This window comes from Nonomuraea sp. NPDC003707 (assembly GCF_053587055.1).
Genome location: NZ_JBSFNK010000040.1, coordinates 73,496 through 98,551 on the forward strand (window position 1 = coordinate 73,496; position 25,056 = coordinate 98,551).

General features: G+C 70.4%; 24 protein-coding genes. 8 read left to right on the forward strand and 16 right to left on the reverse strand.

Features of this window, described 5'->3' with window-relative positions:
• The first annotated feature begins 1 nt into the window (after nucleotide 1).
• From ACWDRB_RS56015 to ACWDRB_RS56035, 5 genes are all read left to right on the forward strand, one after another.
• Nucleotides 2-934: a carbohydrate ABC transporter permease gene (locus tag ACWDRB_RS56015; RefSeq protein ID WP_355193977.1), complete on the forward strand. Its 933-nt coding sequence runs from the start codon at nucleotides 2-4 to the stop codon at nucleotides 932-934.
• Nucleotides 931-1,740, forward strand: coding sequence for a carbohydrate ABC transporter permease (locus tag ACWDRB_RS56020; RefSeq protein WP_350723315.1), 810 nt, complete (start codon nucleotides 931-933; stop codon nucleotides 1,738-1,740). The genes ACWDRB_RS56015 and ACWDRB_RS56020 overlap by 4 nt, the downstream gene beginning before the upstream one ends.
• 37 nt (nucleotides 1,741-1,777) lie before the next feature.
• On the forward strand, nucleotides 1,778-2,794 hold the full coding sequence (locus tag ACWDRB_RS56025) for a LacI family DNA-binding transcriptional regulator (protein WP_449909027.1): 1,017 nt from the start codon (nucleotides 1,778-1,780) through the stop codon (nucleotides 2,792-2,794).
• Nucleotides 2,795-2,898: 104 nt separating this feature from the next.
• The gene (locus tag ACWDRB_RS56030) at nucleotides 2,899-4,476 is read left to right on the forward strand and encodes a nucleoside hydrolase-like domain-containing protein (protein ID WP_449909029.1); all 1,578 of its coding nucleotides are present in this window, start codon (nucleotides 2,899-2,901) and stop codon (nucleotides 4,474-4,476) included.
• Between the two features lie 99 nt (nucleotides 4,477-4,575).
• A complete protein-coding gene (locus tag ACWDRB_RS56035) occupies nucleotides 4,576-5,808 on the forward strand; it encodes a serine hydrolase domain-containing protein (RefSeq protein ID WP_449909032.1) in 1,233 nt (410 codons plus the stop codon).
• On the opposite strand, the gene ACWDRB_RS56040 is transcribed toward ACWDRB_RS56035, so the two are convergent.
• The 5 genes from ACWDRB_RS56040 to ACWDRB_RS56060 are packed head-to-tail and all read right to left on the reverse strand — an operon-like array spanning nucleotide 5,809 to nucleotide 11,175.
• Entirely contained in the window at nucleotides 5,809-6,810 is a 1,002-nt protein-coding gene (locus ACWDRB_RS56040) for an ABC transporter ATP-binding protein (RefSeq protein WP_449909034.1), read from the reverse strand.
• Entirely contained in the window at nucleotides 6,803-7,783 is a 981-nt protein-coding gene (locus ACWDRB_RS56045; protein ID WP_449909037.1) for an ABC transporter ATP-binding protein, read from the reverse strand. The genes ACWDRB_RS56040 and ACWDRB_RS56045 overlap by 8 nt, the downstream gene beginning before the upstream one ends.
• On the reverse strand, nucleotides 7,780-8,685 hold the full coding sequence (locus ACWDRB_RS56050; RefSeq protein ID WP_449909038.1) for an ABC transporter permease: 906 nt from the start codon (nucleotides 8,683-8,685) through the stop codon (nucleotides 7,780-7,782). The genes ACWDRB_RS56045 and ACWDRB_RS56050 overlap by 4 nt, the downstream gene beginning before the upstream one ends.
• Nucleotides 8,682-9,608 carry an ABC transporter permease gene (locus ACWDRB_RS56055; RefSeq protein ID WP_449909041.1) on the reverse strand — a complete coding sequence of 309 codons (927 nt, stop codon included), beginning with the start codon at nucleotides 9,606-9,608 and terminating at the stop codon, nucleotides 8,682-8,684. The genes ACWDRB_RS56050 and ACWDRB_RS56055 overlap by 4 nt, the downstream gene beginning before the upstream one ends.
• 10 nt (nucleotides 9,609-9,618) lie before the next feature.
• Nucleotides 9,619-11,175, reverse strand: a complete 1,557-nt coding sequence (locus ACWDRB_RS56060; RefSeq protein ID WP_449909044.1) for an ABC transporter substrate-binding protein — start codon at nucleotides 11,173-11,175, stop codon at nucleotides 9,619-9,621.
• Between the two features lie 96 nt (nucleotides 11,176-11,271).
• On the opposite strand from ACWDRB_RS56060, the gene ACWDRB_RS56065 reads away from it, so the two are divergent.
• The gene (locus ACWDRB_RS56065; RefSeq protein ID WP_449909046.1) at nucleotides 11,272-12,054 is read left to right on the forward strand and encodes an IclR family transcriptional regulator; all 783 of its coding nucleotides are present in this window, start codon (nucleotides 11,272-11,274) and stop codon (nucleotides 12,052-12,054) included.
• Between the two features lie 11 nt (nucleotides 12,055-12,065).
• Here the strand turns inward: ACWDRB_RS56065 and ACWDRB_RS56070 are convergent, their stop codons facing one another.
• The 9 genes from ACWDRB_RS56070 to ACWDRB_RS56110 all read right to left on the reverse strand — a co-directional run bounded on the left by ACWDRB_RS56070 (nucleotide 12,066) and on the right by ACWDRB_RS56110 (nucleotide 20,308).
• Nucleotides 12,066-13,322 carry an RNA polymerase sigma factor gene (locus ACWDRB_RS56070; RefSeq protein ID WP_449909049.1) on the reverse strand — a complete coding sequence of 419 codons (1,257 nt, stop codon included), beginning with the start codon at nucleotides 13,320-13,322 and terminating at the stop codon, nucleotides 12,066-12,068.
• 57 nt (nucleotides 13,323-13,379) lie between these two features.
• Entirely contained in the window at nucleotides 13,380-13,754 is a 375-nt protein-coding gene (locus ACWDRB_RS56075; protein ID WP_350723308.1) for a YciI family protein, read from the reverse strand.
• Nucleotides 13,755-13,791: 37 nt separating this feature from the next.
• On the reverse strand, nucleotides 13,792-14,451 hold the full coding sequence (locus ACWDRB_RS56080) for a DUF998 domain-containing protein (RefSeq protein ID WP_449909052.1): 660 nt from the start codon (nucleotides 14,449-14,451) through the stop codon (nucleotides 13,792-13,794).
• Between the two features lie 103 nt (nucleotides 14,452-14,554).
• Nucleotides 14,555-15,898 (reverse strand): FAD-binding protein, encoded by a 1,344-nt coding sequence (locus ACWDRB_RS56085; protein WP_449909055.1) that lies wholly within the window; start codon nucleotides 15,896-15,898, stop codon nucleotides 14,555-14,557.
• A gap of 16 nt (nucleotides 15,899-15,914) precedes the next feature.
• Nucleotides 15,915-16,583, reverse strand: coding sequence for a nucleoside/nucleotide kinase family protein (locus ACWDRB_RS56090; RefSeq protein ID WP_449909058.1), 669 nt, complete (start codon nucleotides 16,581-16,583; stop codon nucleotides 15,915-15,917).
• Nucleotides 16,580-17,449, reverse strand: coding sequence for a sugar phosphate isomerase/epimerase family protein (locus ACWDRB_RS56095; protein ID WP_397368688.1), 870 nt, complete (start codon nucleotides 17,447-17,449; stop codon nucleotides 16,580-16,582). The genes ACWDRB_RS56090 and ACWDRB_RS56095 overlap by 4 nt, the downstream gene beginning before the upstream one ends.
• Before the next feature lie 25 nt (nucleotides 17,450-17,474).
• Nucleotides 17,475-18,230: an ATP-binding cassette domain-containing protein gene (locus ACWDRB_RS56100; protein WP_449909062.1), complete on the reverse strand. Its 756-nt coding sequence runs from the start codon at nucleotides 18,228-18,230 to the stop codon at nucleotides 17,475-17,477.
• Complete coding sequence (locus ACWDRB_RS56105; protein WP_350723292.1) at nucleotides 18,227-19,201, reverse strand: ABC transporter permease; 975 nt, start codon at nucleotides 19,199-19,201, stop codon at nucleotides 18,227-18,229. Before ACWDRB_RS56105 ends, ACWDRB_RS56100 begins: the two co-directional genes overlap by 4 nt.
• Before the next feature lie 54 nt (nucleotides 19,202-19,255).
• On the reverse strand, nucleotides 19,256-20,308 hold the full coding sequence (locus ACWDRB_RS56110) for a sugar ABC transporter substrate-binding protein (RefSeq protein WP_449909065.1): 1,053 nt from the start codon (nucleotides 20,306-20,308) through the stop codon (nucleotides 19,256-19,258).
• A 132-nt stretch (nucleotides 20,309-20,440) separates the two neighbouring features.
• Here ACWDRB_RS56110 and ACWDRB_RS56115 point away from each other — a divergent pair, with 132 nt between their 5' ends.
• The gene (locus ACWDRB_RS56115; protein ID WP_350723289.1) at nucleotides 20,441-21,649 is read left to right on the forward strand and encodes an ROK family protein; all 1,209 of its coding nucleotides are present in this window, start codon (nucleotides 20,441-20,443) and stop codon (nucleotides 21,647-21,649) included.
• 119 nt (nucleotides 21,650-21,768) lie between these two features.
• Nucleotides 21,769-23,091 (forward strand): cellulose binding domain-containing protein, encoded by a 1,323-nt coding sequence (locus tag ACWDRB_RS56120; RefSeq protein WP_449909069.1) that lies wholly within the window; start codon nucleotides 21,769-21,771, stop codon nucleotides 23,089-23,091.
• Here ACWDRB_RS56120 and ACWDRB_RS56125 read toward each other — a convergent pair.
• Nucleotides 23,086-24,075: a LacI family DNA-binding transcriptional regulator gene (locus ACWDRB_RS56125; RefSeq protein ID WP_449909071.1), complete on the reverse strand. Its 990-nt coding sequence runs from the start codon at nucleotides 24,073-24,075 to the stop codon at nucleotides 23,086-23,088. The two genes, ACWDRB_RS56120 and ACWDRB_RS56125, sit on opposite strands and share 6 nt — an antisense overlap.
• A gap of 434 nt (nucleotides 24,076-24,509) precedes the next feature.
• Nucleotides 24,510-24,848: a DUF6223 family protein gene (locus tag ACWDRB_RS56130; protein ID WP_449909073.1), complete on the reverse strand. Its 339-nt coding sequence runs from the start codon at nucleotides 24,846-24,848 to the stop codon at nucleotides 24,510-24,512.
• Between the last annotated feature and the right edge of the window lie 208 nt (nucleotides 24,849-25,056).

A 25,056-nucleotide genomic window follows, 5' to 3' on the forward strand; every position in this document is an offset into this window, starting at 1 on the left:
CATGACGGCGTTCGGCACGAGGGCGCCCGCCGCGACGGGCGCCCTGTCCTGGCTGGTCTCGCCGAAGCGGCTGGAAGGGCTGCGGCTGCAGGCGTTCCTGGTGCCGATCGGGATCGTGTTCGCGGTGCTGTTCGCGATCCCGCTGGCGCAGTCGCTCTACTTCAGCGTGACCGACTTCAACGGCTACTCGACGGAGGTCAACTTCGTCGGGCTGGAGAACTACCGGAAGATCTTCGCCGACCCGGCCATGCTGGCCGGGCTGGGGTTCACGCTGCTGTACGCGATCGGCACCACGCTGATCATCACCCTGCTGGCGATCCCGCTGGCCGTGCTGCTCAACCGGCGCTTCTTCGGCCGGAGCGTGGTGCGGGCCGTCTTCTTCTTCCCCGCCATCCCCAGCATCGCGATCCTCGGCCTGGTGTGGGGGTTCATCCTGTCGCCGCTCGGGTCGGGCGCCATCAACAGCCTGCTCGGAGAGCTGGGCCCGGTGCCCTGGCTGTCCGACAGCACGCTCGCCCAGCTGTCGGTCATCATGGTCGCCGTCTGGTCGTCCACCGGCTGGCACGCCATCCTCTACCTGGCGTACCTGCAGTCGATCCCCGACGACTACTACGAGGCCGCGCGGGTGGACGGCGCCTCGCCGCGCCAGTCGTTCCTCTCCATCACGCTGCCGCTGCTCGCCCCGGCCGTCACCATCAGCTCGCTGCTGCTGATGACCGGCGGCCTGAAGGTCTACGACCTGCCCTACACCCTCACCAAGGGCGGCCCCGGGTACGCCACCTTCACCATCACCCAGTCGATCATCCAGAGCGGCATCGCGCAGGCCAAGTTCGGCCAGGCCTCGGCGCTGGCGGTGGTCTTCATGCTGGTCGTCGGCGCGATCGTGGCCGTCCAGCTGGTCCTGTCGAGCCGGCTCGAAGGGCGCCTGTCATGAGAAGGCCGCTGCTCAGCTTCGCGATGATCCTGGCCGCCGCCGTGGTCGGCGTGCCGTTCTACTACATCGTCGTCAACACCTTCAAGACACAGGCGGAGACGTCGGCCTCACCACTGGGCCTGCCGTCGGGCCTGTACCTCGACAACTACGCGCGGGTCTTCGAGAGCACACCGATCCTGCAGTCCTTCCTCAACACGCTGTACGTCACCGCCGTCTCCATCGTGATCATGCTGATCATCGGGTCGATGGCGGCGTACGCGATGCTGCTGCGCAAGACGCTGCTCAACCGGGTGGCCGGCGCGCTGCTCGTGATCGCGTTCCTGGTGCCTGGGCAGGCCACGCTGATCCCGGTCTACCGGATCCTCGTGCAGCTGCGGCTGGTCGACAGCCTCGAAGGGCTCATCTTCCTGTACGCCGCCGGCTCGGTCTTCTGCTACTTCCTCATCCAGGGCTACCTGCGGTCACTGCCGATCTCGATCTTCGAGGCGGCGCGCATCGACGGCGCGGGGCCGTGGCAGATCTACTGGCGGATCGTGTTGCCGCTCATCCGGCCCATCCTCATCACGGTCGGCGTGTTCCAGACCATGTGGATCTGGAACGACTTCATCACGCCGAACGTGTTCATCAGCTCGCCCGACAAGCAGACCCTGGTGCTGCAGGTCTACAAGGCGGTCGGGCAGTACTCGGTGGACTGGCCGGCGTTCATGACGCTCAGCGTGATCGTGCTGACTCCCGTCGTGATCTTCTTCATCGCGATGCAGCGGCACATCGTCAACGGGCTGCTGCGGGGGAGCGTCAAGGGTTGACGCGTGAGAGGATGCGGGCCGTGCGGGTGATCCAGAAATGGTGACGATCCAGGACGTGGCCAGGGCCGCGGGGGTGTCCGCCATGACGGTGTCCCACGTGCTCAACGACCACCCCCATGTCAAGGCCGAGACGCGCGAGCGCGTGCTGCAGGCCATCAACCAGCTCGACTACCGGGTCAACGTGGCGGCGCGCAACCTTCGCACCGGGCGGACCGGCACGATCGGGCTCGCCGTACCCGAGGTGGACCGGCCGTACTTCGGGCAGCTCGCGGCCGAGATCATCACGGCGGCGGCCCGGCACAACCTCAAGGTGGCCATCGAGCAGACCGGCGCCTCGCGCGAGGGCGAGCTGGACGCGCTCGCCCTGTCCCGCAACCGCCTCTACGACGGGCTCATCCTCAGCACCGTCGGGCTCGGGCCGACCGACACCGACCTGCTCAAGGTCGACTACCCCATCGTCATTCTGGGGGAGCGCATCTTCGACGGGCCCGTGGACCACGTCGCCATGCCCAACGTCGAAGGCGCCCGCGCCGCCACCGCCCACCTGATCGAGCGGGGCTGCCGCCGCATCGCGCTCGTCGACGGCGGCGCCCAGGGGGAGGAGGTCAACGTCTCCAGCCTGCGCTTCACCGGCTACCGCGAGGCGCTCGACGAGGCCGGCGTCGCCTTCGACGCGCGGCTCGTGGCCCCGACCTCGCGGTTCACGATGGAGGGCGGGGCCGCCGCGGCCCGGCGCCTGGTGGACGACGGGGTGGAGTTCGACGGCGTGTTCTGCGTGACCGACACGGTGGCGATCGGCGTGCTGCGCGGGCTGGCCGACCGGGGCGTACGCGTGCCCGACGAGGTGAAGGTCATCGGCTTCGACAACATCGCCGAAGGCGGCTACACCGTGCCCTCCCTGTCGTCGATCGACCCCGATCACTCGCTGATGGCCGGCACGGCCGTCCGGTTCCTCGCCAAGCGGATCACGGAGAAGGGCACGAAGCGGGAGGTCGCGCGCGAGTTCGTCAGCCGCTTCACGGTCGTGGCCCGCGAGTCCACCGGCGGGGCGTGAGTCCGGCCGCCATTGACATGAATGCGCACTCTCCGTAGCGTGATAAATGTCCAGTCGTTAGTGAATAGATATTCATAACAGGACATTGCGCGGCAGGAGAGAGCATGGCACGTCAGTGGATACGCAGATCTCTCGGGACTTTCTTACTGCTCTCGCTCACGGCGGGCATGACGGCGCCCCCGGCCGAAGCCGTCACCCAGAGCCCCCGGCCGCGAACCATCGTCACCGCCGACCCCGAACTCGACGACGCCAACTCGCTGATCCGATACCTGCTCTACAGCAATGAGGTGACGACCGAGGGGCTCGTTTACGCCAGCAGCCGGTTCCACTGGAAAGGCGACGGCAAGGGGACGGAGTTCTTCCTGCCGGGCAGGGAGTACACCACCCCGCAGACGTCGTGGCGGTGGGCGCGGGACGAGCAGTTCATCCACACGGCGGTGAAGGCGTACGCCGAGGTCTATCCCAACCTCGTACGCCATGATCGCGGCTACCCCGACCCCCGCAGCCTGTTCTCCAAGATCCGCGTGGGCAACGTCGAGTTCGAAGGGGACATCTCCAAGGAGACCCCGGGATCGAACCTCATCAAGGACGTTCTCCTCGACGGCAAGGGCGGACCCGTCTACCTGCAGGCGTGGGGAGGCACGAGCACGATCGCCCGCGCGCTGAAATCGATCCAGGAACAGTACGAGGGAACGCCCCGGTGGGACCGCGTCCGCCGCGAGGTGTCCCGAAAGGCGATCATCACCAAGTTCGGCTCACAGGACGCCAGCTACCAGGACTACATCGCCCCCAACTGGCCGGACATCGAGGCACGGGACGTGGCGACCACGATCTGGGGCTACTTCGCCCGCCGCACGGTCCTTCCCGAGCACGCGAAATACCTGTCGGCCCGATGGACGGCGGAGAACGTGTCCGGCAAGGGGCCTTTCGGCGAGCTGTACCGGATCTGGGGTGACGGAAAGCAGATGGTGGAGGGCGACGTCTGGGATCACTTCGGCCTGTCCTACCTCGGCGAGGACGAGCTACGCGCGCGCGGCTACAAGATATGGATGCCCATCCAGGAAAAGGGCTCCTGGATCTCCGAAGGAGACACCTCCAACTTCATGAACCTCGTGGACAACGGTCTGCGCGGTCATGAGAAAGGCGGCTACGGCGGATGGGGCGGCCGCCAGGAGCAGAACCCCGACGACCCGTCCGAATGGCTCGCCTCGAAAGCCGTGGACCACGACCCGCAGGGCAACGCGCCGGCCGACTATGCGGCGGCCCGCTGGTTCGAGGCCGCGCAGCTCGACTTCGCCGCGCGCCTGCGATGGAGCGTGACGCCCGACTTCCGCGCCGCGAACCACCGGCCCGAGGTCACCCTGCCGGCGGGGCGCCGCGACATCACCGCGCGGCCCGGGCAGAAGGTGCGCCTCTCCGCCAGGGCGACCGATCCCGACGGGGACGCACTCAGCTCTCGCTGGTGGCAGTACCAGGAGGCGGGCAGCTACCAGGGCGCTATCGAGCTCACCACCGATGACGGCGCGACGACCGCCGCACCGGGGCGCCATTCCTCGAAGGCGAGCTTCACCGTGCCGGCGGACGCGCAGCCGGGGAGCACCATCCACGTCATCGTCGAGGTGAAGGACGACGGCAGCCCGGCGCTGACCGCCTACCAGCGCATCGTCGTGACCGTGAGATGACCCGGCGCATGTGAAGCCCGTGCCTGACCAGTCGCAGCGCTGAGAGCGCGTGGCAGCGCGCTGTCAGACCCGTATCAGCGGCGGCGGCCATCGTCGTACGTGCACGTCACCCTGTTCCACCTGGGCTCGGTGACCAAGACGTTCACCGCGACCGCGCTGATGCGCCTGGTCGCGGAGGGCAAGGTGGAGCTGGACGCGCCGGTGCGCCGCTACGTGCCCGAGCTCACGCTCGCCGACGAGGCCGCCGCCGCGCGGATCACCGTGCTGAACCTGCTCAACCACACCGCCGGCCTGGACTGGAACCTGATCGACGTGGAGGAGGAGGACGGCTCCCTGGCCGCGTTCGTGGCGCAGCTGGCCGGTCTGGCGCTGATCGCGCCACCCGGCGTCCGCGCCTCCTACAGCCAGGCGGGCTACAACCTGGCCGGCCGGATCATCGAGAACGTCACCGGCCTGAGCTACGAGAAGGCCGTGTCCGCGCTGGTCCTGGAGCCGGCCGGGCTGTCGAACACCTTCTTCGAGCTGGACGACGTCATGGTCCGCCGCTTCGCCGTCGGCTACAACCGCGGCGAGGACGGCACGATGCAGTTCGCGCGGCCGTGGAAGGCGTGGCGGGCCGGCATGCGCGGCAACAACCCCGGCGGCGGCCTCGCCTCCTCCGTCAGCGACCTGCTGGCCTGGGCCCGCTTCCACCTGGGCGGCGCAGTGGGGGTACTGCCCGCCGAGACGCTGCGGAGCATGCGGGAGCCGACGGTCGAGCTGCGGGCCAGCACGCTCGGCGACGCCTTCGGCATCTGCTGGTTCCTGCGCGAGGTGGACGGGGTGCGCACCATCGGGCACGGCGGATCCGGCAACGGCCAGTTCGCCGAGCTGCTCATCGTGCCCGAACACGACTTCGCCGTCGTCTCGCTGGCCAACGCCGGTCCGGACGGCTACCGGTTCAACGAGAGCGTCGCGCGCTGGGCGCTGGAGCACTACCTCGGCGTGGTCGAGCGGGACCCCGAGCCGATCCCGTACGACCGGGCGCGGGCGGAGGAGGTCGCCGGCCGCTACGAGATCGACGCCATGAACCTCGACCTCGCCACCGACGGCACCCGGCTCACCCTCGAGGTCGGGATCAAGCCGGAGATCCGCCAGGCGTCGGAGACCGAGATGCCCCCGGGCTACCCGCCGGCCGCCGTCGGCTTCCTGCCCGGCGACGGCGACGAGTACGTCATCACCGAGGGCGGCCTGAAGGGGCAGCGCGGCTTCTTCACCCGCGACGACAGCGGCACGGTCGTGGGCGTCGACCTCGCCGGCCGGCTGTTCGGCCGGGCCACGGCCACCTCCTGATCAATCAGCGGCCGCCACCTCCTGGAGCGGGAAGTGGCAGGCGGCCCCGTGCAGCGGCTCGTCATCGGCCGGCTCCAGGGGCGGCGCCTCCCGGGCGCAGACGTCCTGCGCCTTCCAGCAGCGGGTCCGGAACCGGCACCCCGACGGCGGGTCGAGCGGGGAGGGCACCTCGCCCTTGAGCAGGATCCGCTCGCGCCGCGCTCCCGAGGTGACGTCGAGCACCGGCGCCGCGGACATCAGCGCGGCCGTGTAGGGATGGCGCGGCTGGTCGAACACCTGCTTCGTCGGGCCCGTCTCGACGATCCTGCCGAGGTACATGACCGAGACGCGGTCGGCGACGTGGCGGACGACGGACAGGTCATGGGAGATGAACACGTACGACACTCCGAGCCTGGCCTGCAGGTCGGTGAGGAGGTTGAGCACCTGCGCCTGGACGGACAGGTCGAGCGCCGACACGGGCTCGTCGCACACGATGACGTCGGGTTCGAGCGCGAGCGCGCGGGCGATCCCCAGCCGCTGGCGCTGGCCGCCGGAGAACTCCTGCGGATAGCGCCGGGCGTCGCCCGCCCGCAGCCCCACCATCTCGAGGAGCTCGGCCACCCGCCTGCCGCGCTCCTTCACCGGCACCAGGTCGCGATGCGTCCGCCATGGCTCGGCGACGATGTCCTCGGCGCACAGCCGGGCGTTCAACGACGCGAACGGGTCCTGGAAGACCATCTGGACCCGGCGTCGCCACCTGAGCAGCTCCTTGCCGCGCAGCGCGAACGGGTCCATGCCCTCGAACCTGACGTGGCCCTGGTCCGGACGCTCCAACATGAGCAGCACCCTGGCGAGGGTCGACTTCCCGCAGCCGGACTCCCCGACCAGGCCGAGCGTCTCGCCCCGCGCCAGCCGCAGGTCCACGCCGTCCAGCGCGCGCAGCCGGCCGCGGCCGGCCACGTGGAAGGTCTTGCTCACCCCTGCCACGTCCAGCAGGGAAGCTTCCGCGGCGGGCTCAGTCATCGGCAAGCTCCTTCCAGTGGTGGCACGCGGCCAGACGTCCGGGACCGGACTCGGTGAGGACCGGGAGCTCCTCCGCGCACACCTCGGTGGCCATCGGGCAGCGCGCGCGGAAGGCGCAGCCCGAGGGCACCGAGTGCAGGTCGGGCGGGCTGCCCGGGATGGACTTGAGGTTGGTGCCGCGCGCCACCTCGGCCGGCACCGAGTCGAGCAGCCCGCGGGTGTACGGGTGGCGGGGCCGGGAGAACACGTCCGCCACCCGGCCGGTCTCGACGATGCTGCCCGCGTACATGACGGCCACGTGATCGGCCTGCTCGGCCACCACCGCGAGGTCGTGGGTGATCAGGATCAGCGCCGTCTGCTGCTCGGTGCGCAGCTCGTGCAGCAGCTCCATGATCTGGGCCTGTACGGTCACGTCGAGAGCCGTGGTGGGCTCGTCGGCGAGCAGCACCTTGGGCCGCAGGGCCACGGCCAGCGCGATGAGCAGCCGCTGGCGCATGCCGCCGGAGAACTGGTGCGGGTAGGCGCGGATCCGGGCCCGCGGCTCGGGGATGCCGACCCGTTCCATCAGCTCGACCGCCCGCTCCCGCGCGGCGCGGCGCGACAGGCGCTCGTGGATCCGGAACGGCTCGGCGAGCTGGGCGCCGACCGTCTGGACGGGGTTCAGCGCGGTGAGCGCGTCCTGGAACACGATGGACATGCCGGGACCAGCCAGCTTCCTGCGCTGCGCGGGCGGCAGGGTGAGCACGTCGGTCCCGTCGAGGCGTACGGCGCCGCCCGCCACGTGCGCGACCGGGTCGAGCAGGCCGACGATGGCCTGCGCCGTCATGCTCTTCCCGCAGCCCGACTCGCCCAGCAGCGCCAGCGTCTCGCCGGAGCGCACGGAGAAACTGACCTCGCGTACGGCGCGTACCGTCCCCGCGGGGGTGCGGATGTCGACCGCCAGCCGATCCACCTCCAGCGCCGGGGTTGTCACGGCTTGACCTCCTTGGTGAGAGTGAGGCGCCAGCGCTGGCCGGGATCCATGGCCAGGCGCGCCCAGGACGCGAGCACGGTCGCGGACACGGTGGTCACCACGATGGCCAGGCCCGGGAAGACGGCGATCCACCAGGCGCTCTGCAGCACCTGCCGGCCCTGCGCGACCATCAGGCCCCAGCTCATGTCCGGCGGCTGGATGCCGATGCCCAGGAAACTCAGCGACGACTCGGTCAGCATCACGAAACAGAAGTCCAGCGTCGCGACGGTGAACAAGGTGGGCATGACCGTCGGCGCCACGTGCCTGCCGATGATGGCCCAGCTCTTGGCGCCGAACGTGCGCGCCGCGTCGACGAACAGCCGGCTCTGCAACTCCGCCGACTCCGCCCGGGCGGCCCGCAGGTAGACCGGGATCCGCGCGATCGCCAGGACCAGGATGATGTTGCCGGCGCTGGGCGAGAAGACGTACAGCACGACCACGGCCAGCAGCAGCGACGGGAAGCTGAGGATGACGTCGGCGACCCGCATGGAGACGTTCTCCCGCCAGCCCCGGTGGTAGCCCGCCCACATCCCCCAGACGGAGCCGGCAGCGAGGGAGATCATGACGGCCGGGACCGCGACGGAGAGCGTCGTGCGGCTCGCCACGACGAGCCTGGCCAGCACGCTGCGGCCGAGCGAGTCGCTGCCGAGCACGAACGCCCAGCCGTCGTCGAGGCCGAACGGCGGCCGGTTGACCGCCCGCAGGTTCTGCTTCACGGCCAGGTCGCCGAACAGCACCGGCCCCACGAGCGCGGAGGCCGCCACGACCAGCAGGATCACCACCGCCAGGCAGGCGAACTTGTCCCGCAGCAGCAGCCGCCACATGGAGGTCCGCCGTGCGACGGAGACGTCGACCGTGGTCATGCGGTCACCCCCTGGCGGACGCGGGAGTCGAGGAGCGCGTAACAGGCGTCGATGAGGATGTTGAGCGCGAAGATCGTGACCGCGGTCACCAGGACCGCGGCCTGAAGCACCGCGAAGTCCCGCTGCAGGATCGAGGTGATCATCAGCTTGCCGATCCCGGGCCAGCCGAAGATGGTCTCCACGACCACGGCGCCGTTGACCAGCCCGACCGTGAGGTCACCGGCCACGGTGAGCGCCGGCGGCGCGGCGTTGCGCAGCGCGTGGCCGAAGACCACCCGCAGCTCGCCCGCGCCCTTGCTCCGGGCGACCTTGATGTACGGCGCGGACAGCGCGGTGACCATCGACCCGCGCACCACCTGCACGAGCACGCCGAACGGCCGGATCAGCAGCGTGACCACCGGCAGCACCCACGCCGCCGCGCCTTCCGTGCCCGAGGTGGGCAGCCAGCCGAGGGCCACGGCGAAGACGAGCACGCCCATGATGGCGAACCAGAAGTCCGGCATGCTCGCCGCGGTCGTCGAGGTGAAGCTGGCGACCCGGTCCGCCAGGGAGTTGGGGCGGTAGGCCGCCCAGCTCCCGACGACGACCGCGCCGAGGATGGCCAGGATCATCGTGGTCCCCGCCAGCTGCAGCGTCGCGGGGAACGCCCGCAGCACGGCCGTGGCGGCGGGTTCGGCGGTCCGCAGCGACTCACCGAAGTCCAGGTGGACGACCTGGGCCAGATAGTCGCCGAACTGGACGAGCAGTGGCCGGTCGAACCCGTGCTGGGCGGAGAACTCCGCCCGCATCTCCGGGGTCGCGCTGAGCGGCAGGTAGAGGTTGGCCGGGTCGCCGGTGAGGCGCGCCAGGTAGAACACCCCGAGGATCACGACGACCAGCGGGATCGCACTCGAGACGACGCGACGCCGCAGGAAGGTCAGCACGCCTGTCCCCTCAGCCGGCCGGGTGCATTTCGGCGAGCCGCATCTCGTCGTTCGTGGCGGCGTTGGGCTTGTAGGTGACCTTCTTCGACAGCGCGAGGATTCCGGTCATGTGCGCTAGGACCGCGTCGCGTACGACGTCCTTGCTCTGGTACTCCAGCGCCTTGGCGAACGCCGCCTGGCGCTCCTCGCCCGAGGCCTGCTCGCCGGCGGCGATCAGCTCGTCGAGCTCCTTGGTGCCGTACGGGCTCTGCGCGCCCTTGGTGCCGTAGATCTGGCCCATGGTGAAGGCCGCGTCACCGGCCTGGTTGCCGTGCTGGGCCTGCAGCAGGACGGGACCGGAGTCCTTCACGAACGGCGACAGCAGGTATTCCAGCCAGGCGTTCACGTCGAGCATCTGGATCTTGACCTTGAGCCCGGCCTCGGTCAGCGCGTTCTGAACGACCTCCATCGCCTCGGCGGCCTTGGGGTAGATGCCGTTCCGGCCGATGATCGTGATTTCGGTGTCCGTGGGGACGCCGTCGGCCTTGGCCTCCGCGATCAGCTTCTTGGCCTGCGCCATGTCGTACGGCCAGGGCTGGACGGACGTGCTGTGACCGGTCACACCTTCGGGGACGAGCTGGCCCGCCGGCTTGCCGAGCCCGGCGAACACCGAGGCGACCAGGCCGTTCCTGTCGATGGCGTAGTTGATCGCCTGGCGCACGCGCAGGTCGTCGAGCGGCGCCTTGCCGGCGTCGATGCGCAGGAAGGAGGTCTCGTTGTTGGGGAACTGCACGGCGGCGGCCCCGGCGCCGTCCTCGGGGGCGAGGCCGATGGCCACGTCCGCCTCGTCGCTGGTGATCATGGCCGCGCGGATGCTGCCCTCGGCGCGCCAGACGTACTGGGCCGCGGCGAACTCCGGCGCCTTGCCCCAATAGCCGGAGTACCGCTCCAGGCGCAGGCTGCGACCGGTGTCCCACTTGGCGATCTTGTACGGCCCGGTGCCGACGGGTTCGCGCACCTTGGCGGTGGCACTCGTGGTGGCCGGCACGATCTCCACGAACGACAGCCGCAGCGGCAGGATCGGGTCCGGCTTGGCCGTCTTCACCTTCAGGGTGGCGTCGTCCGCGGCCGTGGCCGTCAGCTCGATGCCGCCGAAGACGTAGCCCTTCACGTTGCAGTCGATCTTGGAGTTGACGGTGCGGTCGATGGAGAAGGCGGCCGCCTTGGCGTCGAACGCGCTGCCGTCGTGGAACTTCACGCCCTTGCGCAGGGTGAAGGTCCACTCGGTGGGCGAGTCCTGCTTCCACTCCGTGGCCAGCGCGGGCTGGAGCTGGCCGGTGCCGGGGTCCCGCTCGGTGAGCGCCTCGGTGATGTTGGCCCTGGTGACCCGCCCGGTCGCGGTGAGGGAGGCGTCGCACGGCTCCAGCGTCGGAGGCTCCTCCGGCAACACGATGCGAACGGTGCTCGCCGCCGCGCCGGAAGAGGGCTCCGGGCCGCTGTTGGCGACCGAGCAGGCGCTGGCCGACAAGGTGGCGCCGAGCGCCAAAAGGGCAGAGGCCGCCTGACGGCGGCTGGGCTTGTTGATCACTCGGGTTATGACCTCTTGTCTACATATGAAGACAGTGTCTATATTTGTAGCCGAGACATTAAGTCGGGGTTTCAACAAACGTCAAGAGGCCTGTCGATGACGCAAGAAAGTCCGGACCCGTCACCGAAACCCGCCGAGTCCGGGGGTGTCCGCAGCGTCAAATCGGCCGAGCGGACGATCGCCGTGCTCGAATACCTCAGCTCCGCGGATCACGCGTGCTCGCTGCGCGAGGTGGCCACCGGCTTGAGCCTGCCCCGCGCGAGCGCGTACGCGCTGCTCACGACGCTGGTGAACACGGGCTGGATCGACGCCGACGGCGCCGGCCGCTACCGGATCGGCCTGCGCGCGCTGCGCGCCGGGGCCTCGTACGTCGAGCACGACGACGTCGTCCAGCGGGCGCAGCCCGTGATGAACGAGCTGAACAACGAGCTGGGCGAGACCGTGCACCTGGCCCGCCTCGACGGCGCGGAGATCGTCTACCTGGCCACGAACATCTCCCGGCACTCCCTCGCCGTCGTCTCCCGGCCCGGCCGGCGCCTGCCCTCGTGGGCGACCGGCCTCGGCAAGGCGATTCTCGCCGGCCGCCCGTGGGACGAGGTCGACCGGCTCCTGCCCGAGAAGCTGGAGCCCCGCACCGCCAACACCTTCACCGACCGGGCGGCGCTGCGCGCCGAGCTGGAGACGATCCGGCACCGCGGCCACGCCGTCGACGAGCAGGAGTCGACCATCGGCCTGCGCTGCTTCGCGGTCGCCCTCGACTTCGCCTCGCCCCCGAACGAGGCCCTGAGCTGCTCGGTCCCCATCGTCCGCCTCTACCCCGACCGCGAGGAGAAGATCGTGGCCGCCCTGCTCCGGGCCCGGGAGCGGATCGTGCGATGACCGTTATCGCACTATGACAGCGCTGCGGCGCGCTCCAGGAACAGGTCGCGCTCGCGGACGTTCCGGGTCAGCTCGGCCGCGCGCCGGAACTCGGCGGCCGCCTCCTCGGCCCGGCCGAGCTTGGCCAGCAGGTCACCGCGGACAGCGGGCAGATGCGCGTACTCCCGCAGGGCGCGCTCGTCCCGGAGGCCGTCGGCGATCTCCAGCCCGCGCTCGGGCCCGTACGCCATGCCGACCGCGACCGCCCGGTTCAGCTCGACGATCGGCGAGGGCGTGAGGTGGGCCAGCAGCCGGTAGAGGGCGGCCATGCGTTCCCAGTCGGTGGCCTCCGGGGTGAGCGCGCGGGCGTGGCACGCGGCGATGGCCGCCTGCAGCCCGTACGGCCCGAGCGTGCCCAGCTCCTCGGCGCGGCGCAGCGCGTCCAGGCCGCGGCGGACCAGGAGCCGGTCCCAGCGGCTGCGGTCCTGGTCGAGCAGCAGGATGGGCGAGCCGTCGCGGGCGGTCCTGGCCGGGATGCGCGAGGCCTGGATCTCCATGAGCGCGAGCAGGCCGTGCGCCTCGGGCTCCGCGGGCATGAGCCCGACCAGCACGCGGCCGAGGCGCATGGCCTCCTGGCACAGCGACGGGCGGATCCAGTCGTCGCCGGCGGTCGCCGCGTACCCCTCGTTGAAGATCAGGTAGATGACCTCCAGGAGGGAGGCCAGCCGCGCGGGCAGCTCGGCGGGCGGCGGCAGCTCGATCGGGATCCTCTTGTCGGCGAGGGTGCGCTTGGCCCGCGAGATGCGCTGCCCGACGGTGGGCTCCGGCACGAGGAAGGCGCGGGCGATCTCGGCCGTGGACAGGCCGCCGAGCAGCCGAAGGGTGAGCGCGAGGCGGCCCTCGGCGGGCAGCTCGGGATGGCAGGCGGTGAAGATCAGGCGGAGCAGGTCGTCGCCGATGTGGTCGTCGAGGGCCTCGTCGAGCTCGGCCTCCGCCGACTCCTGGCGCAGCTCCATGTCCCGGCCGATCTGCTGCAGCTTGCGCTGGTAGGTGTCACGGCGGCGGAACTGGTCGAGGGCCTGATGCTTGGCGGCGAGTGTCAGCCAGGCGCCCGGATTGTCGGGTACGCCCTTACGCGGCCACTCTTCGAGCGCGGCCACCAGCGCGTCCTGCGCCAGCTCCTCGGCCAGCCCGATGTCGTTGACCATGCGGGCCAGGGCGGCGATGACCCGGGCGGACTCGATCCGCCACACCGCCTCCACCGCCCGGTGCGAATCGGCTACCGTCATGCGTCCTGCATACAGCATCCGGCCGCGGACCACGTCCGCGGCCGGATGAGCACCGGGTCAGGCCGGCGGGGCGAAGTCCTCGGGCCCGAACAGCCGCAGCACGTCCGATTCGCCCTCCCATCCCGGCCACAGGTCACGGTGGAGCTTGACGAAGCGGGTGGTCCACTCCACGGCTTCCTCCTTGCTCCTGACCTCGTACAGTGCGTAGCTGATCAGCTCCTTGGCCTCGGCGAACGGGCCGTCGCTGACGGTCAGCCGGCCCCCGCTCACCTCGACCCGCGCCCCCTCGGAGCTGGGGGCCAGGCCGCTGTTGTCGAGCAGGGCCCCGGCCTCGGTGGCCTCCTGGCCGAGCTTGAAGATGGCCTCCATGAGGTCGGCCGGCGGCGGCCCTTCGGGCTGGGCGTTGACTTTGAGGGTGACCAGGTAGCGCATGGTGACATTTCCTTTCTCTATGGGTGGGGATGGAAGGTCAGGCGCGGGAGAGGTTCAGGGACAGTAGCGACAGCCAGCTCCAGACCGCCACGATGGCGGCGACGAACAGCAGGTTGGTCCAGGCGACGCCGCCGCCGCTCGCGATGCCGACGAAGGAGCCGAGGAACAGCGTGCCGGTGACGCGGGAGTACAGGGCCCAGCCTGTGCGGCCCTCACGCGACTGCCGGGAGGCGATGACGTAGCAGGCCGCGACCATGCACAGGAACCCGACGCCGCCGACGGCCAGGTGCAGGGTACCCGACAGGGTGATGACGCCCGGGCCTTCCGGGGTCCCGGCGGGGAAACCCATCGCGGGGTCGGCGGGGAAGATCGCGGCGCCGATCATGCTGGCGCCGAACACGCCGACCAGGATCGGCGCCCACCGGGCTCCCCGGCCGGGCGCCAGGGCTCGGCGCAGGCCGGCGGCGGCGGCGATGGTGGCCAGGGCGGTGAGGACGAAGTTGGCGGTCTGGATCCAGCCGAGTTCGCCGTTGGCGAGGAAGCTCCAGGGGTGGCGGGCCAGGTCGAAGCCCTGCCGGGTGAACGCCTGGGCGAGGGCGACGATCACGTAGAACGGACCGGCGACGACGCCGCAGCCGAGGAGCAGGCGCTGGGTGGAGGTGGGTCGGGCGGGAGAGTGGGCAAGCTGCCGGGTCATGGTCGTCAACCTCGCGTCGGCGGGGCCGGCCCATCCGGCCCTCTGGACACGCTGCGAACGAGGGGAGGCGTTTTCGACACGCGCCCCGAAGTTTTTTCAAGATTTATTCGGCGAACATCCCCTGCCCGGGAGTCAGCAGGTGGCGGGGGTCGAATCGGGCCTTCGCGTGCTCCACGGCGGGCCACAACGGGCCGTAGTGGTCCTTCCAGCCGGTCCGCGTGAGCGCGACGGCGCTGACGGGATAGAGGTGGCCGCCGATGGCGCGGATGCGGTCGTACAGCGCGCGGTTGGTCTTGACCAGCCTGTCCACCAGCAGGGGATCGTCGGCGGGGAAGCACACGAGGCTGCAGAGGAACGCGACCTCCCCCTCCGGCAGGCGCACCAGCGGCGAGCTCACGCGGCCGGGGCGGACGGGGTAGAGCAGGATGCGCCCGAACTCGCCCAGGTCCTCCTGGGTCACGTCGGCGAGGAGCTCCGCGGCCAACCCGTCGGCGGCCGCGTCCGGGACGAAGGAGTGCAGCCACGGGTGGGGATGGTGCCAGGTGCCCGCCGCCCGCAGGTGGCTCTCGAGCTTGCTCAACCGCAGGAACAGCTCCAGGTACGGCAGATCGACGTGCTCGGCCCGGTCGCGGAGGTCGGACAGGCCGGCCAGCGTCTTCTCGTCATCGGGCGGCGAGTCGGCCGAGTGACCGACCCCTACTTCGACCACGCACTGCCGGCCCGGCCGGATCGTGCCTTGCAGGAAGTCGACCCGGTCCGTGGACAGCAGGCGGCGCTGGTCGGCCGTCATGGCCCGGTGGTCCGGGTAGGACAGGGTGTGCAGGCGGACCCGTTCGGGAGCGCGGACGAGCCGGAGGACGGCCCGCGTGATGATCCCGTACTGGCTGAGCCCGCCGCGTACGGCGTCGAAGAGCTCGGGACGCGCGCTCGCCGAGCACGTGACGACCTCGCCCTCGCCCGTCACCACCTCCAGCTCGATGACGTTGCAGCTCTGGAAACCGTGCCGGAACGTCATGCCGCCCAGACCGCCCGCGGAAACGGTCCCGCCGACCGAAAGGTCGAGATAGTCGGTGAGCACCGGCGGGGTGAGGCCGTGCGGCAGGGTGGCGTCGAGCACCGACCGCCAGGTCGCGCCGCCGCCCACGGTCACGCGATCGGCCTCGACCGCGTGCACGGCGTTCAGGTCGCTCATGTCGATCACGAGACCGTCCTCGGCCTGCGCCCGGCCGTAGACGGAATGGCCCTGCCCGCGGGCGGCCACGGGCATCCCTTGCTCGACCGCCCGGCGCACCGCGGCGGCCACGTCCGGGGCCGATCCCGGCCGGCACACGGCCGCGGGCCGCCGCCTGATCAGGTGCCCGAAATCGTCACTCGCGGCATCCAGGCATTCCGGCGCGTACAGCCACGCTTCCTTGCTCATCCCGGCCCCCGAACTCGGCGTGGTCACCCAGGGTAACCATAAGTCACATGCCGCCGGGATGCTCGATCGACCGGATGACGGCGTCGGGGACGATCAGGTCGGCCTTCGGCTTGGTGGTGGCGATCAGATCGGCGTTGCGCTGGTCGACCTCCGCCACCCAGCTCACCGCGTGCTCCGGCGGCTTGCCGAAGCGGATGTGCCGGATGACCAGCCGGTCCACGCGCTCGGCGTGGTCCAGATCGCAGTACCAGACCTCGTCCAGCCAGGGGCGTACGCGGCCCCAGTCACCCTCGTCGAGCAGGAGGTAGTTGCCCTCGGTGATGATCAGCCGGGCGGCGCGGGGGACCGGGATGCTGCCGGCGATGGGCTGCTCCAGGTCGCGCTCGAAGGCCGGGGCGTAGACCACGTCCTCCTCGTCCTCGCGCAGGCGGCGGAGGAGCGCGGCGTAGCCGGCGGCGTCGAAGGTGTCGGGGGCGCCCTTGCGGTCGCGCCGGCCGAGCCGGTCGAGCTCGACGTCGGCCAGGTGGAAGCCGTCCATCGGGACGTGGGCCACCCAGTCGGCGGTGAGGCCTGGGGGTGGCTCCTGCCGGAGCAGGCGGGTGAGGGTCACCGCGAGCGTGGTCTTGCCCGCGCCGGGACCGCCGGTGATGCCCAGCAGGGCCCGCCGGCCGCCCCAGGCGCGGGCCCGGGCGAGGAGGTCGTCCAGGCTCATCGGGCCGGGCTGGTGTGGAGGTGGCCGGCGATGAAGGCGCGGGCGTGCCGGGCGAGGTCTTCGCCGTCGTCCCACAGGTTGCGCCAGATCGCCAGGTCGTTGGAGAGCCCCTCCATCACGACCGCCGAGGAGAACGACTCGAAGGTGATCGGCCCCTGGTATCCGATGTCGCCCAGGGCGTGGAAGAACGCGGTGAAGTCCAGGTGGCCGGAGCCGAGGTAGCCACGGTGGTTCTCGCCGATGTGGACGTAGCCCAGCCGGTCGCCGACCTCGCGCACGGGGCGGACGAGGTCGTCCTCCTCGATGTTCATGTGGTACGTGTCGAGGTGGATCAGAACGTTGTCCTCGCCGATGTCGTCGGCGAGCCGCAGCGCGTCCCGGGCGGTGTTGATGACGTTGGTCTCGTACCGGTTGCAGATCTCCAGGCCGAGCGTCATGCCGTGGCCGCTCGCCTCCTGGGCCAGCCGGCGCAGCACCGCGACCACGTTGCGCCGCCCCGCCTCGGTGAGCGGGCGGCCGTACTTGCCGAGCGCGCTGTAGAGCGCGCCGGTGAAGTGGGTGCCGCCGAGCTCGCGGGTCGTGGCCAGGGAGTCGTGCAGCAGCTTCTCGCCGCGCTCGACCACGGCCGGGTCGTCGCTGGAGACGTCGGCGTCGAAGGCGAGGCCGCGGGAGCAGGCCACGCCCAGCCCGGCCGTACGCAGGGCCTCGCGCGCGGCGGCGACGTCGAGGTTCGCCGAGTCGTGCAGCGAGATCTCCAGCAGGTCGAAGCCGGTCGCCTTGGTCTTGTCGATCGCGTACGCCAGCGAGGCCGGGCCGGTGTCGCCGACCCAGACGAGAGCGTGGACACCGATGGGGTTGGTGGTCATCTGAGTGGATTGCCTTTCTGGGGCGTCAGTTGCTGAGCGCGCCGGTGATCAGGGCGACGATCTCCTCGCCGGTGGTCTCGGCCGTACGCCGCCCGCCCACGCACCGCCCGGCCCGCATCACCCACACCTGCTGGCTGAGCCGCATGACCTGGGCGAAGTTGTGGCTGATGAGCAGGACCGCGTGACCCTCGTCGCGGAGTCTGAGGATCAGCTCCTCGACCCGGGCGGTCTCCTGCACGCCGAGCGCGGCCGTGGGCTCGTCCATGATCACGAGCTTGGAGCTGAACCCGGCGGCGCGGCAGATGGCCACGGCCTGGCGCTGGCCGCCCGAGAGCCGGCGTACCCGGGACTTCACCGCGGGCACGTTGACGGCGAGCGTGGAGACCATCTCGCGGGCGCGGGCCTGCATGGCGCGCCGGTCGAGCAGGGCGACCGGGCCGAACCTGCGGACGATCTCGCGGTTGAGGAACAGGTTCTGCCACACCGTGAGGTCTTCCACCAGCGCGAGGTTCTGGTGCACGGTCTCGATCCCGGCCTCGCGGGCGTCCTCCGGGGAGCGGAAGTCGGTCTCGGTGCCGTCGAAGACGATGCGCCCGCTCTGCGGACGGTGGATGCCGGAGATGCAGCGGACGAGGGTGGACTTGCCCGCGCCGTTGTCGCCGACCAGCGCGGTGATCTCGCCACGGCGCAGGGTGAGGGAGACGTCGGCCAGCGCGCGTACGCTGCCGAAGGCCAGGGAGACCTCGTGGGCCTCGAGCAGGGGAGTGCCGTTCTCGGTCATCGCTGGAACCTTGTGAGCAGGGCGGCCAGCACCACGACGACGCCGACGGCCAGCGGTTGGTAGAACTGGGAGACCCCGAGCAGGGTCAGCCCGTTGACCAGCGCGACCAGCAGCAGCGCGCCGATGACCGGGCCGATGATGGTGCCCCGCCCACCGAAGAGGCTCACCCCGCCGAGCACGACCGCAGCCACGGAGTTGAGCAGGAAGGAGGTGTTGGAGGCGGGTTCGGCCGCGCCGACGCGGGCGACCAGGAGCAGCGCCCCCAGCCCGGCCAGCGCGCCGCTGATGGCGTATACGGCGATCTTGATCCGCCGGGTGCTGATGCCCATCGCGTTGGCCGACTCCGGCGAGCCGCCGGTGGCCAGCACGTGGGTGCCGAACCTGGTGTGGAACAGCACGACATGCGCCACGATCGCGACCACGATCGCGATCAGGAACGAGTAGCCGAAGATCCCCACTCTCCCGGTGGACAGGGCCAGCAGCGCGGGGTCGATGATCGTGACCGGCTTGCCGTCGGAGAGGATCAGCGCCAGACCGGAGGCCGCCGAGAGCATGCCCAGCGTCACGATGAAGTCCGCGATCTTGCCCCAGGCGGTGATCATGCCGTTGACCAGGCCCGCCACCGCCGCGGCGAGCACGCCCGCCACGCAGGAGAGCGCCAGCCCCCACTGCGCCGTGTACGCCTGGCCGAAGACCACCGCGCCCAGCGTCATCGCCGAGGCGATCGACAGGTCGATGCCGGCGGTGGCGATCACGAACGTCTGGCCCACGGCCAGCACGATCAGGATCGCGGCGGCCAGCAGCATGGAGGTGATGTTGCCGGGGCTGAGGAAGGTCGGATTGAGCGCCTGGAACACGATCACCAGGACGACCAGTCCGACGAGGGCCGCCCACTCCGCCCAGAACCCGACGTCTTTCAGCTTCGCGGCCCAGTGCTCTCCGTCGCGGGCCGCGAGCGTTGCGTTTGCCATGTCTGTCACTCCTCGTCCCACCGGGCCGGACGGCCGGGCAGGACGGCGTAGGCGCTACTTGATGAGGGACGCGAACGGGTCGTCGTAGATGCCGAACGGCTTGGGTGTGGCCGCCAGCGCCTTGTCCGCGTTCTCCTTGGTGACCAGCTCGACCGGGGCCTTGACGTTGGCGGGCAGCGTCTTGCCGGCCGCCGCCGCCTGGCACGCCTCCACGCCCATCAGCCCGATCGCGTACGGGTACTGGGCGACGGTGCCGTCCAGAGTGCCGGCCTTGACCGCGTCGAGCGCGTCCTTGATGCCGTCGACGCTGATGACCTTGACCTTGCCGGCCTTGCCCGCGTTGGCGACGGCGCGCGCCACGCCCAGCCCCATGTCGTCGTTGGCGACGAAGAATCCGGCCAGGTCGGGGTGCGCCTGCAACACGTCGGTGGCGGCGGTGAGCGCGGTCTGCCGCTCCCAGTTGGCCGCGACGGTCTGCACCATCTTGACCTTGGGCCCGAGGCCCTGCTTGAAGCCCTCGACCCGGGCGCCGCTGGTCACGTCGCCCGCGATGCCGCCGATGGCCGCGACGTCGCCGCCGTCGGCCAGCAACTCGGTCATGCGCTGCCCGGCCGTCTTGCCGGCCTCGACGTTGTCGGTCCCGATGTACGTCGCGAGCTTGACGTTCGCGCTCTTGGCCGCCGCCGCGTCGATCGGGCTGTCGATGTTGACCACGGTCTTGTTCTGGGCGGAGAGCTGGGCCAGGCCCTGGACCAGGTTGGTGCCGGAGATCGGGTTGACCACGTAACAGGAGAAGTCCTGCCCGGCCAGGCCGTTGAGCTTGTCCGCCTGGCCGGTCGTGTCCGTGATGGCGTTGGCCGCCTGGACCGTGACCGGCACCTTGGCCGTGGCGGCCTGGTCGTCCATGCCCTGCTTCATCGTCTGGAAGAACGGGTTGTCCAGGCCCTTGATCACGGCGGCGATCTTGGGTGTCGCGGTGCCCGCCTCCCCGGCCACGGGGGTGCTCCCGGTGGTCTCGCTGGAGCCGCAGGCAGCCAGCGCGAGCGCGCCCGCAGCGAGAACCGCGCTGAGGGCCGCGGTGCGGCGACCTCGGGTGTTGGCCATCATCGGATGCCCCTTTCAGCGTCGATGGCATGACCGTAACCAGTGTTTCCGTTAGATTGCAACACTCCTTTCGACTTTTTATGTCGAAACATGGCTAACTTCCGTCTAGTAGGAGACATAGCTAGAGTGACCCGTATGGATGCACCGAGCCTGCCTGGCGTGTGGCGGGGAGCCAGCTCAGGCGAGATCCTCAGCCTGTTCCGCGACGCCCCCGACGGCCTGACGAAGGCCGACGTGATGCGCCATACCGGCCTGTCGCGCACCACCGTCAACCAGCGGCTCGACGGCCTGCTCGCGGCCGGTCTGCTGATGCCCGCCGAGGAGGAGGCGCGCACCCGCGGCCGCCCTGCGGGCCAGTTCGTGGTCAACCGTGACCGCGGGGTGCTGCTGGTGGCCGACATCGGCGCGACCGGCCTGCGGGCCGCCGTGTGCGACCTGGCCGGCGAGGTGCGGGCCGAGCGCGAGGTCCGCGCCGAGGTGACGGCGGGCCCGCAGGCCATCCTCACCATCGTGGACGAGCTGTTCACCGAGGTCCTGGCCGCGGCCAGGCGCAAGCCCGGCGAGGTGCTCGGCATCGGGCTCGACGTGCCGGGCCCGGTGGACTTCGAGACCGGACGGGTCGTCAGCCCGCCGATCATGACCGGCTGGGATCGCTACGACATCCCCGGCTGGTTCCGCTCCCGCTTCGACTGCCCCGTCCTGGTGGACAAGGACGTCAACGCCATGGCGTACGGCGAGCAGCGGCTGCGCTACCCGGACGTGCCCCACCTGCTCATGCTCAAGATCGGCACCGGCGTCGGCACCGGCCTCATCGCCAGCGGCAAGGTGCACCGCGGCGCCGACGGCGCGGCCGGCGACGTCGGCCACATCCAGGTCACGGTGGACGACGTGGCCGAGCCGCCCATCTGCCGGTGCGGCAACGCGGGCTGCGTCGAGGCGTACGCCGGAGGCTGGGCCATCGTGCGCGACCTGCGCGAGGCGGGCCGCGACGTGACCACCGTGGACGACGCCGTACGCCTGATCCGCAGCGGCGACCTCGTCGCGGTGCGGCTCGCCCGGCGCGCGGCCCGCATCCTCGGCGGCGCGATCGCCGACACGGTCAACCTGTTCAACCCGCGCGTCATCGTCATCGGCGGGCAGCTCGCCCATACCGACGAGCAGCTCTTCGCCGGCATCCGCGAGATCGTCTACCGGCGCTCGCTCCCGCTGGCCACCCGCAACCTGCAGATCGTGCGCAGCGACCTTGACCCGCACGCGGGCGTGCTCGGCCTGGCGCAGCTGCTGGTCGACGGCATCTACACCCCCGCGCGGGTCCAGCAGCTCGTGGACGGCGCCGTGGCCTAGCGAGCCGATGAAAGTTACAGGCTTTCCGGCGTGTTCGCCCAGGTCGCGATCGCCTGTGCTTGACCGGGCCGTAGCTCCGCGGAAAGAGTCGATCCGAACCTTTCTGGGTTGGGAGTCCGATGAGTTACGTTCGTCGCCGGTTGCTTGCCATCCTGCTTCCCGGTTTCCTGGTCGTGCTCTGCGCCTTCGTGTCCTTGACGGAACAGTCCGCCGGTGCGGTCGCCGACCCGCCCGGCCCGGTGACTGGCAACGCCACCTACTTCGACGGACTCGGCTCGCCGTACGGCGGCTGCGGGATGCCCCAGGCGAACCTCGACTCGCAGGACTTCGTCGCGCTCAACGTCTACAACACCCCCGGCGACTACGCCTTCTACCCCCGGCCGCTGACGGGAGCCAACCTCAGCAAGGCCGGGTTATGGAACAACGGCCTCAACTGCGGCCGCTACGTGCAGGTCGAGATCAGCGACTACTGCACGGGCACCAACGACGGCGCCCCGAACCAGGCGTTCTGCCGCAACGGCTCCTGGGTATCCGACGCCTACAACGGTGCGAAGCTGACCATGCTCGTCGCCGACAGCTGCGGTGACTCCAACGGCTGGTGCCGCGACGATCCCTACCATCTGGACCTGTCCAAGGACTCGCTCAACCGGTTCGTGAAGAACGGCGGCGCGATCGGGGACATGTACCCCAACCACTGGAACAACCGGCACGTCACCTGGTCGTTCGTCCCCGCGCCCAACTACAGCGGCGACATCAACATCGGCTTCCTGCAGGGCGCCCAGGTCTGGTGGCCGGCCATCTCCGTCTCGCACCTGGCCAACGGCATCCACGGCGTCGAGTACTACGCCAACGGCGCCTGGCAGACGGCCCAGATGAACGGCGACATGGGTCAGTCCTACGTCATCGGCGGGACCACGTCGGGCGGCGGCCAGTTCCAGATCCGCGTGCGGGACGCCACGGACACGCTGATCAACGGCGGGCGCGTGTACAGCTTCTCGCTGCCGTCGGCCTGCAACCCGCAGTGCGGCACGCCGTACACCAAGGTCACCTACACCACCTCACAGGGCCAGACCTCCACGCCTACACCGACCCCGACGGTGACTCCCACGGTGACCCCCACCGTCACGCCCACGGGCGGCACCGGCGTCTCCTGCAGCGTGAACCACCAGGTCGCCAGCTCCTGGCAGGGCGGTTTCACGGCCAACGTCACCGTGAAGAACACGGGCACTTCGACCTGGAACAACTGGACGATCACGTGGACCGCGCCGTCCGGCGTGTCCCTGGTCAACGGCTGGGGCTCCACCGTCACGTCGTCGGGCACCACGTGGACGATCAAGGCGCCGAGCTGGGCCACGAGCCTCGCGGCGGGCGCGACGGCCACCTTCGGCTACCAGGCCAACGGCCCGTCCACGGCCGCGCCGACCGGCATCACCTGCTCATAGGCCGGGTGGCGCGGTGGAGCGGCGCACGACCAGGCTCGGCGTGACGGAGAAGTGCACGGCGGTGGTGCGGCCTTCGATGCGTTCGAGCAGCAGCCGCCCCGCCGTACGGCCCATGACGGCGCCGTCCTGGTTGACGGTGGTCAGCGCGATGTTGGGATGGGCGGCCAGGCGGGTGTTGTCGTAGCCGGCGACGGAGACGTCGTCCGGGACGGTGAGACCGGCTTCGTGGAGCGCGGTCAGGACGCCTAGCGCCGACTCGTCGGAGCCCGCGAAGATCGCGGTCGGACGCGGGGACCGGCTCAGCAGCTCGTGGGCGCCGCGATAACCGCCGTCCTCGGAGTACGAGGTCGCGACGACGGCGATCTCGTCGGCGAACCCGTGGTCACGCATCACGCGCTCGTAGGTCTCGGCCCTGATGTGCGGCTTGTGGTCGGCGGGTTGTCCCTGCTCCTCGTGGAAGGTGATGTGCCCGATGCGACGGTGACCGAGCGCGATCAGGTGCTCCATGACGAGCTCGGAGCCCGTCCGGTCGTCGTCGACGATCGAGTCGTACGCCGGTGAGCGATCGTGCCGGCCGAGCACCAGGGTGGGGATCTCGCGTGCCACCCGCTCCAGCTGCGTGCGGCCGGCGAGTGGGGCGATCATGAGAATGCCGTCCACCTGCCGGTCCATCAGGGCGTCGATGGCTCGTTCCTCGGTCTTGTTGCGGGTGCCGCCCTGGATCATGATCGCTTGGTAGTCGGACTCCGCGAGCTGCTCCACCAGGCCGCTCATGATCTCGGCGTAGAACGGGATCCCGATGTGCTGCATGAGGACGCCGATGGTGAACGACCGGCCGCGCAGCGCGCGGGCGGCGGCCTGGGGACGGTAGCCGAGCTCGTCGATGGCCCGCTTGACGCGCTCCCGCATGGCCTCGCTGACCCCGTAGTCGTTCCGGATGACCTTCGAGACCGCCGCCTTGGAGACCCCGGCGAGTTTCGCCACGTCGGATATGGTCACTCTTCGTCGTCGGTCAGGCGCGACCATGGGCATCCCTTCTCGAAGCCGAGTCCTGCCGATTGTACGCCCGCGTAGACCGGTTTACATAAGACTTGAGATGCGATGTCTCTTCTAGGACATATGGCGTAGACCGGTCTACGTCTTTCCTTGACCGCTGGTGGCGTAACGGCTATGTCAACTCGCATCGGAGGTCAGTTAAAACGATTCAACGACCCGTAGGGGCACTGTGAAGACCTCTCACCGCATGCTCGCAGCGGGCCTGGCCGTTCGTTCTGACGACGGCGGCACCGACCTCCTGCGGATCCGACTCCGGGACGACTGCCGACGGCACCGTCAGGCGACCGTGCCCCCGGGGACGGCCGCCGAGGCGGACCTGCCCGGGAGCGTCCTGCACGAGGTGGGCGCCGGGACCCACACCTTCACCGTGACCGGGAAGAGCTGCGGGCCAGGCCCAGCCCGCTGAGGGCCACGCCGACCAGCCCTACCAGCAGGGCGATGACGCCCCCGACTATTCCGTAGCCGGTGCCCGGACCGCCCTCGGCGGCGGCCACGACCAGCCCGCCGACGACCGCGCCGGCCAGCCCCGCCGCCAGGGCCACGACGGCCCTGGTGCGACCGGTGGAGCGGGCCAGGGCCAGCCCGCCGAGGACCACGCCGACCAGCCCCAGCGCTATGGCCACCAAGGACCAGAGACGCCCGGGGGTCAGGTCATAGGCGCTGACGTCCGGGGCTGTGGCGAGCAGATGACTGATGATCATGAGGTGCTCCTTCTCCTACGACCGGATGTCGAGCATGTCCGCCGGAGCCGTCGCCGGTCGTCCGCCTGACGTGGGCAGTTCGCGGTGCCGCCGATGCCGCAGCCGGCTACGGCGAATGCCGCAGAAGCCGCGCAGGTACCGCAGGTGCGGTAGCCGACCGCTCATCCGTGCGGTGGAGTCGCCCACGGCGGTATCCGGCTAAGGTGCG

Bases quoted from the DNA above. Each gene is read 5' to 3' on its own strand.
- ACWDRB_RS56090 (WP_449909058.1), bottom strand. From the start codon at position 16,583: ATGAGCCTGGACGACCTCCTCGCCCGGGCCCGCGCCTGGGGCGGCCGG.
- ACWDRB_RS56105 (WP_350723292.1), bottom strand. From the start codon at position 19,201: ATGGCAAACGCAACGCTCGCGGCCCGCGACGGAGAGCACTGGGCCGCG.
- ACWDRB_RS56080 (WP_449909052.1), bottom strand. From the start codon at position 14,451: ATGACCCGGCAGCTTGCCCACTCTCCCGCCCGACCCACCTCCACCCAG.
- ACWDRB_RS56100 (WP_449909062.1), bottom strand. From the start codon at position 18,230: ATGACCGAGAACGGCACTCCCCTGCTCGAGGCCCACGAGGTCTCCCTG.
- ACWDRB_RS56095 (WP_397368688.1), bottom strand. From the start codon at position 17,449: ATGACCACCAACCCCATCGGTGTCCACGCTCTCGTCTGGGTCGGCGAC.
- ACWDRB_RS56130 (WP_449909073.1), bottom strand. From the start codon at position 24,848: ATGATCATCAGTCATCTGCTCGCCACAGCCCCGGACGTCAGCGCCTAT.
- ACWDRB_RS56020 (WP_350723315.1), top strand. From the start codon at position 931: ATGAGAAGGCCGCTGCTCAGCTTCGCGATGATCCTGGCCGCCGCCGTG.
- ACWDRB_RS56015 (WP_355193977.1), top strand. From the start codon at position 2: ATGACGGCGTTCGGCACGAGGGCGCCCGCCGCGACGGGCGCCCTGTCC.
- ACWDRB_RS56040 (WP_449909034.1), bottom strand. From the start codon at position 6,810: ATGACTGAGCCCGCCGCGGAAGCTTCCCTGCTGGACGTGGCAGGGGTG.
- ACWDRB_RS56050 (WP_449909038.1), bottom strand. From the start codon at position 8,685: ATGACCACGGTCGACGTCTCCGTCGCACGGCGGACCTCCATGTGGCGG.
- ACWDRB_RS56025 (WP_449909027.1), top strand. From the start codon at position 1,778: ATGGTGACGATCCAGGACGTGGCCAGGGCCGCGGGGGTGTCCGCCATG.
- ACWDRB_RS56030 (WP_449909029.1), top strand. From the start codon at position 2,899: ATGGCACGTCAGTGGATACGCAGATCTCTCGGGACTTTCTTACTGCTC.
- ACWDRB_RS56065 (WP_449909046.1), top strand. From the start codon at position 11,272: ATGACGCAAGAAAGTCCGGACCCGTCACCGAAACCCGCCGAGTCCGGG.
- ACWDRB_RS56120 (WP_449909069.1), top strand. From the start codon at position 21,769: ATGAGTTACGTTCGTCGCCGGTTGCTTGCCATCCTGCTTCCCGGTTTC.
- ACWDRB_RS56115 (WP_350723289.1), top strand. From the start codon at position 20,441: ATGGATGCACCGAGCCTGCCTGGCGTGTGGCGGGGAGCCAGCTCAGGC.
- ACWDRB_RS56070 (WP_449909049.1), bottom strand. From the start codon at position 13,322: ATGACGGTAGCCGATTCGCACCGGGCGGTGGAGGCGGTGTGGCGGATC.
- ACWDRB_RS56075 (WP_350723308.1), bottom strand. From the start codon at position 13,754: ATGCGCTACCTGGTCACCCTCAAAGTCAACGCCCAGCCCGAAGGGCCG.
- ACWDRB_RS56110 (WP_449909065.1), bottom strand. From the start codon at position 20,308: ATGATGGCCAACACCCGAGGTCGCCGCACCGCGGCCCTCAGCGCGGTT.